The 6,260-nt window shown below is 49.3% G+C and carries 9 protein-coding genes; all 9 read right to left on the bottom strand.

Features of this window, described 5'->3' with window-relative positions; genetic code table 11:
• On the bottom strand, positions 1-323 hold a 323-nt coding region (gene rplS, locus AOQ57_RS05910), incomplete at its 3' end, for a 50S ribosomal protein L19 (protein ID WP_093626142.1).
• A gap of 118 nt (positions 324-441) precedes the next feature.
• Positions 442-1,869, bottom strand: coding sequence for an APC family permease (locus AOQ57_RS05905; protein ID WP_093626140.1), 1,428 nt, complete (start codon positions 1,867-1,869; stop codon positions 442-444).
• Between the two features lie 10 nt (positions 1,870-1,879).
• Positions 1,880-2,638, bottom strand: coding sequence for a tRNA (guanosine(37)-N1)-methyltransferase TrmD (gene trmD, locus AOQ57_RS05900; protein ID WP_093626138.1), 759 nt, complete (start codon positions 2,636-2,638; stop codon positions 1,880-1,882).
• Positions 2,638-3,147, bottom strand: a complete 510-nt coding sequence (gene rimM / locus AOQ57_RS05895) for a ribosome maturation factor RimM (protein ID WP_093626136.1) — start codon at positions 3,145-3,147, stop codon at positions 2,638-2,640. Before rimM ends, trmD begins: the two co-directional genes overlap by 1 nt.
• A 72-nt stretch (positions 3,148-3,219) precedes the next feature.
• Positions 3,220-3,480, bottom strand: coding sequence for a KH domain-containing protein (locus AOQ57_RS05890; protein WP_093626134.1), 261 nt, complete (start codon positions 3,478-3,480; stop codon positions 3,220-3,222).
• A gap of 14 nt (positions 3,481-3,494) precedes the next feature.
• Positions 3,495-3,770: a 30S ribosomal protein S16 gene (gene rpsP, locus AOQ57_RS05885; protein WP_093626132.1), complete on the bottom strand. Its 276-nt coding sequence runs from the start codon at positions 3,768-3,770 to the stop codon at positions 3,495-3,497.
• 117 nt (positions 3,771-3,887) lie between these two features.
• Positions 3,888-4,592 carry a phosphate signaling complex protein PhoU gene (phoU, locus tag AOQ57_RS05880; RefSeq protein ID WP_093626130.1) on the bottom strand — a complete coding sequence of 235 codons (705 nt, stop codon included), beginning with the start codon at positions 4,590-4,592 and terminating at the stop codon, positions 3,888-3,890.
• 18 nt (positions 4,593-4,610) lie between these two features.
• Positions 4,611-5,366, bottom strand: coding sequence for a phosphate ABC transporter ATP-binding protein PstB (pstB, locus tag AOQ57_RS05875; protein WP_093626127.1), 756 nt, complete (start codon positions 5,364-5,366; stop codon positions 4,611-4,613).
• A gap of 12 nt (positions 5,367-5,378) precedes the next feature.
• Positions 5,379-6,260 carry a phosphate ABC transporter permease PstA gene (gene pstA / locus AOQ57_RS05870; protein ID WP_093626125.1) on the bottom strand — a complete coding sequence of 294 codons (882 nt, stop codon included), beginning with the start codon at positions 6,258-6,260 and terminating at the stop codon, positions 5,379-5,381.

Below are 6,260 nucleotides of genomic sequence, written 5' to 3'. Positions count from 1 at the left end.
TTACCAGTCCGTTCACGGAGGTAGTAGAGCTTAGCGCGACGTACACGACCGTAACGTACAACTTCGATCTTTTCCACCCGTGGTGAGTGAAGTGGGAAGGTCCGTTCAACCCCAACACCGTTACTGATCTTACGAACAGTGTAAGTGGCGGAGATACCAGCACCGTGGCGCTTGATAACGACCCCTTCAAAGATCTGAACACGTTCACGAGTCCCTTCAACAATGAGGGCGTGTACACGAACAGTATCACCGGCACGGAAATCCGGGATATCACTACGTAACTGACCTGCAGTTACCTTTTCGATTAATTGATTTTGACGCATAATTTTCTTTCCTTTCACCGACATTCATTAATTCCCACGGAACCAGCGGAACACCGTTTATGCGGCTACATAGCCAATGACTAATTTACCATTTTTACTGGCTAATTGCAAACCAAATTTAGGACTTCTTAGCAAGAGTTGAGTGGCGAATCCCGTAGGCAAAGTACACCACCATCCCGATGGCAAACCAGCCAACCATCATCCATTTAGCATCAACGTTAAGGTTCCAGAAAATGACAGCCGAAAAGATTACTGACACCGCTGGAAGGATTGGATAACCAGGCATCTTAAACTGAGCCTCCGGAAGATCCTTTCCTTCCCGTCGACGGAGAGCATAAATTCCCAGAGAAACAAAGATAAAGGCTACCAACGTCCCGGCTGACACCAGGGTTGCCAAGAAGGTAAACGGAAAGACAGAACCCAAAATCATCGCTAAGACGGTGATCATCCATAGGGCCCGGTTTGGTACCCGCTTCTTATCAATGTGACCTAAGAAAGCTGGTAAAAGTCCATCCCGACCAAAGGCATAAATCAATCGTGATGAAGCTAATAGGATTGCGATCAGTGCTGAGAAAATCCCAATCAAAGCTACGATTGACAAGAGGTTAGCAGTTAAATAGTGACCTGACTCACGCAGGGCCCAGGCAGCTGGCTCAGCGTTATTTGCGTAGCGAGAATACTTGAACATCCCCACCAGGACCAGGGAAACAACGATGAAAAAACCGGTCCCTAGTGCCAAAGTTCCGATTAATCCCCGCGGCATTGTCCTCTGAGGATTCTTGGTCTCGGCGGTGTTAGCCGCAATCGCATCAAAGCCTACGTAGGCAATAAAAATCTGTGAAGCCCCGGCCATGATTCCACTCCAGCCACCGAAGGTCGTTCCCGGTCTGTGTGCTGGGATAAAGGGATGGTAATTTTGGGTGTGAATGGCCGTCGCCCCAACAACGATGAATAAGATAATTACCAAAAGCTTAATGGCCACGATCGTATTTTCAATCCGGGCCACCTGATGAACCCCGTGGGACAAAAGCCAGCCAACCGCTAAGATTGCCACGGCCGCAAAGATATCAACGTATGAGCCTTTAGCAGGGTTAAAGCCCCCGGCTAAGGCCGTTGGTAACTTAATACCAAAGGATGCCAAGAACCCCTGCATATAGGCCGACCACCCCGAGGCCACAAAGGCCACCGAGATGAAGTATTCAGCTAACAAGGCCCACCCAGCGAGCCAACCAAAGAACTCCCCAAACAAGACGTTCATCCACGAAAAAGCCGAGCCGGCAAAGGGCAGGACCGAAGCGGTTTCAGCATAGGCCAGTGCTGATAACCCAGCTCCAATTGCGGCGACAATAAAGGCTAACGGGACGGCTGGACCAGTGTGTTCAGCTGCCACGATCCCTGGCAAGGTAAAGATGGCCGTTCCAACCACCATCCCGGTTCCTAAGCCAATCAGGTCCAGGGTCGTCAAGGTTGGCTCCAACTTGGAATCTTTAATTTGATAGACGCTGGGATCCTCTTGTTTTAAGAGGCGTGTAATTAATTTTTTCACGCTTGGCCTCCTACTTTGGTGCGTCCGGATCTAAGTCAAGCTTGAGGTCTTGCAAGATAATCTGCTGTTCCCGGCTCAGCTTAGCGGTTTTTAATAAATCGGGGCGCCGTTCCAACGTTCGTTTCAGTGCTTCTCTCATCCGCCATTCGCGAATCTTTTCGTGGTTCCCACTAGTCAGGACCTCTGGCACTTTCATCCCCCGGAAGTCAGCTGGGCGGGTATATTGAGGATATTCTAAGAGTCCGTTTGAAAATGAGTCGCCCATCGGTGAAGACATGTTCCCCAGTACCCCGGGAACGAAACGGACGGTGGCGTCAACCATTACCATGGCGGCCAGCTCGCCCCCGGTCAAAACGTAGTCCCCCAGGGAAGCTTCGTCGGTCACTAGTTGACGAATCCGCTCATCGTATCCTTCGTAGTGGCCACAAATGAAGGTTAGGTGCTCTTCTTGAGCCAGCTCCATGGCGTAATCCTGGTCAAAGCGCCGACCGGCCGGATCCATCAAGATCACACGCCCCTTTGGGTAGGTGCCTTCCACTTCCTTATTAATTGCGTCCATGGCATCAAAGATTGGTTGGGCCTGAAGTAGCATCCCAGCCCCTCCACCAAACGGGGTATCGTCAACATGGCGGTGCTTGTCAGTGGTGTACTGACGAAAGTCCGTTACGTGAATGTCTAAAAAACCTTCATCTTGGGCCCGACCAACGATGGACTGACCTAAAGTGGCATCAAACATATCAGGAAAGAGACTTAAAATATCAATCCGCATTACTCTAATCCCTCCAGTAATTCCACGATTACTTTATTATTTTCAAGATCGACTTCTTTGACTACATCATCAATCACTGGCAATAAAAGATCCCGCTGGTTTGGGCGTTGAACCACCCAGACATCATTGGCCCCTGGTGCCAAGATCTCCTTAATCGTCCCCAGCTTCCGACCATCACCGGTTTCAACTGTAAGCCCAATAATTTGGTGGTAGTAGTACTGGCCTTCCTCTAACTCATCTTGGTCCTGATCAGCCACCTTTAATTCAGCCTCACGAAAGTGTTGCACCTCATTAATGTTATTGAACTGCTTAAACTTAACCAGCACCATCCCCTTGTGTACCCGGGCATGCTCAACCGTTAGTTCTAAGGGCGCCTGGTTCTTTTTTACCAGGTATAGGGTGGCATCATCCTGAAAACGCTGATCAACAAAATCGGTGGTGGCTAGGACCTTAACTTCACCCCGGATTCCGTGGGTATTAACGATTTTTCCAACCGTGTAGAGTTCCATTCGCTCGTTCCTCTTTCTTTCTAAAGCATGTGTTAATTCAAAAAAACTCCCACAAAGGCTTGTGGGAGTTTTCTAATGACGGCGGTCATGAATGATCAGCCGAATTTTCTTGTCGTTTACTCGCTTATCACGAGCCCCTTCAACGATGGTCCGCAAAGCTGCGGCAACATGTCCTTGACGGCCAATCACCCGGCCAGTATCCACGGACGCAACGGTCACGCGGAACTGATGGTAGCGTGAAGTTCGCTCTTCTTCTACCTTGACCGCCTCAGGGTGTTTAACTAGTGGTGCAATTAAAGCAACCACTAGCCCCTTAAAATCAACTTCTTTCATGACCGATCACACCATTACTTCTTTGCGTACTTGGTTTCGTGGTACTTCTTCATAACACCGGCCTTTTGCAGCATGTTGCGAACAGTGTCGGAAGGTTGCGCACCCTTTTGTAACCAATCCATCACAGCCTCTTCATCGAAGTTAACTTGCTTTGGCGTGGTCAGCGGGTTGTAAGTACCAAGAGAAGTGATGAAGCGACCATCACGTGGTGAACGTGAGTCGGCAACAACGATCCGGTAGAAAGGACGCTTCTTGGAACCCATCCGCTTTAAACGAATCTTGACTGACATAGTGACACCTCCTTAACCTTTTTTCTAACAGGTAATAATATACCAAGTTTTCTAAGGATTGTAAAGTAGTTTTTCTTGACAGTCTTAGAAAATTTTAGATTAAGGATCGGCGCCCCTCTATTCTCGTTCCTCTAGCTTACGTTGTACCAAGCCCGGGTCGGTCTTACCTGGGTTTAATTCAACTAGTTTACCAGCACCGATGTAGATAACCCATTCGGCCAGGTTGACGATATGGTCACCGGAGCGTTCCAGGTTCCGAATGACGGTCATGTAAGTCTCCAAAGCCGGAATCGCCGCTTGGTTTTTCATCATTGCCTGCATGACCCGCTTTTGCTGGGCCACGTAAATCATATCAACCTTCAGGTCTTGGTTAGCCACCTCGTAAGCAGCCTTTTCATTGGTGTAGACGTAAGCATCCATCACCTTCTCTAGCATTTGGCGCACGATTTCAGTCATCTTTTCGATTTCTTTCTCAATCTCACCATTATGGTTCTTCTTGTCGAAATTAATCGCCGAACGGGCAATGTGGGCGGCATAATCTCCCAGCCGTTCCACGTCGCTAGAAGCCTTTAAAATTGAAATAATCTTCCGAAAGTCGCTGGCCAAGGGCTGTTGTAAGGCCATCAGCTTAAGGGCTCGCTTTTCCAAACTGATTTCTTCATCATTGATCTGATCATCGCTGGCCAACACCTCTTGAGCCAGTGCGCTGTCATGATCGGTAAAGGCCTTGGCTGCCTTATAAATCTGCTCGGAGGTATCGATCCCCATTTCCATGAAGCGGGTCCGTAACTTCTTTAGCTCTTCATCAAAAATCACACCCATTGTTATCTCCCCCTTACCTTATCCAAACTTCCCGTTTAAGTAGTCGTTAGTTGCTTGTTCATGCGGGTTCATGAAGATTTCTGTGGTCTGGTTAAATTCTATCAAATTCCCCTGGTGCATAAAAGCGGTCCAGTCCGAAGCCCGAGATGCCTGTTGCATGTTATGAGTCACGATGATGATGGTATAGTCTTTTTTTAGCTCCATCATCGTTGCCTCAATCTGAGTCGTTGAGATTGGATCCAAGGCACTGGTTGGTTCGTCCATTAAGATGATCTCTGGCTTGGTGGCCAATGTCCGGGCAATACATAGCCGCTGCTGCTGTCCCCCGGAAAGCGAAAGGGCGCTGGCCTTCAACCGGTCCTTAACCTCATCCCATAAGGCCGCATGCTTTAAACTCTCCTCGACCCGCTGGTCTAAGACCCGTCGATCCTTTTCCCCGGTTAAGCGCAGGCCATAGATGACATTCTCATAGATCGACATTGGGAACGGGGTTGGCTGTTGAAACACCATCCCAATCTCTTGGCGGACCTTGTAAACATTGACCTTAGGCCGATTGATGTCAACATCGTGAAAAAGAATCTGGCCGGTAACCGTGGCAAGCCCGTCATTCATCCGGTTAATGCTCCGTAAGAGGGTTGACTTGCCAGACCCCGAAGCCCCAATCAACGCTGAGATCTGGTTTTTCTTGAACTTCATTGAAACGTTGCGGACGGTTGGTTCGGCCCCGTAAGCCACCGAAACATCCTTTAATTCAAGTGCGATATTGTCTTCCATTATCGTTCCTCCTTATTGACGGAAGTGTTTTGCAACCAGTCCCCCAACAAAGCGGGCTAACAGGTTAAAGGCTAAAATAGCAATAATTAGAACCGCGGCGGCCCCAGCAGAGACGGCGGTTGCGTCCGGAACCAATCCTTCAGTATTTAGCTTCCAGATATGGACGGCCAGGGTTTCGGCCGGTCGCATTGGATTTAAAAAGCTGGTTGGACTAAAGGGATTCCAATTACTGTAAGAAACGTTGATTGAACTCTGGCCGGCCGTATAAATCAGGGCAGCGGCTTCACCAAAGATCCGCCCAGCCGAAAGGATTGCCCCGGTCATGATCCCAGGTAAGGCGGCTGGGACCATGATCCGCGTTGTTACCCGCCACTTGGCCATTCCCAAGCCTAAGCCCGCTTGCCGCTGCAAGAAGGGGACCTGAGATAGGGCGGTTTCACATGACCGGGTCAATAACGGTAAGTTAATGATCGTGAGAGCCAAAGCCCCAGCTAACAGTGAAAAATCCATCTTCCACTGCAAAACAAAGACTAAGTAGCCAAACAGTCCCACGACCACAGATGGTAGCGACGACAATACTTCGATTGCCAGGCGTAAGATACTGGTTAACCGGTTCTTAGGTGCGTACTCACTTAGATAGATAGCCGCCCCTAAGGATAGCGGTACGGACACCAGCAGGGTCAAGATAACTAAATAAAATGAATTAAAGAGCTGGTCACGAATCCCCCCGCCGGCCGTAAAAGAGCTAGCTGCGCTGGTCAAGAAGTGCCAGGAGACATGGGGGAGCCCCGTTGCTAACAGATATAAAACCAAGGAGAGTACGATCAGGCTCACAATGGCGGCGAAACAGAGAATCACACCGGTTGCCAGCCGGTTACTTTTTTGCGGGTCCAT

It is taken from the genome of Limosilactobacillus gorillae, assembly GCF_001293735.1.
In the GTDB taxonomy this organism is placed as follows: domain Bacteria; phylum Bacillota; class Bacilli; order Lactobacillales; family Lactobacillaceae; genus Limosilactobacillus; species Limosilactobacillus gorillae.
This window is presented reverse-complemented; position numbering and strand designations above follow the sequence as displayed.

What these genes read in the sequence shown, in the direction of transcription:
- trmD (WP_093626138.1), bottom strand. Translation starts at nt 2,638, where the DNA reads ATGCGGATTGATATTTTAAGTCTCTTTCCTGATATGTTTGATGCCACT.
- rimM (WP_093626136.1), bottom strand. Translation starts at nt 3,147, where the DNA reads ATGGAACTCTACACGGTTGGAAAAATCGTTAATACCCACGGAATCCGG.
- AOQ57_RS05890 (WP_093626134.1), bottom strand. Translation starts at nt 3,480, where the DNA reads ATGAAAGAAGTTGATTTTAAGGGGCTAGTGGTTGCTTTAATTGCACCA.
- rpsP (WP_093626132.1), bottom strand. Translation starts at nt 3,770, where the DNA reads ATGTCAGTCAAGATTCGTTTAAAGCGGATGGGTTCCAAGAAGCGTCCT.
- phoU (WP_093626130.1), bottom strand. Translation starts at nt 4,592, where the DNA reads ATGGGTGTGATTTTTGATGAAGAGCTAAAGAAGTTACGGACCCGCTTC.
- pstB (WP_093626127.1), bottom strand. Translation starts at nt 5,366, where the DNA reads ATGGAAGACAATATCGCACTTGAATTAAAGGATGTTTCGGTGGCTTAC.
- pstA (WP_093626125.1), bottom strand. Translation starts at nt 6,260, where the DNA reads ATGGACCCGCAAAAAAGTAACCGGCTGGCAACCGGTGTGATTCTCTGT.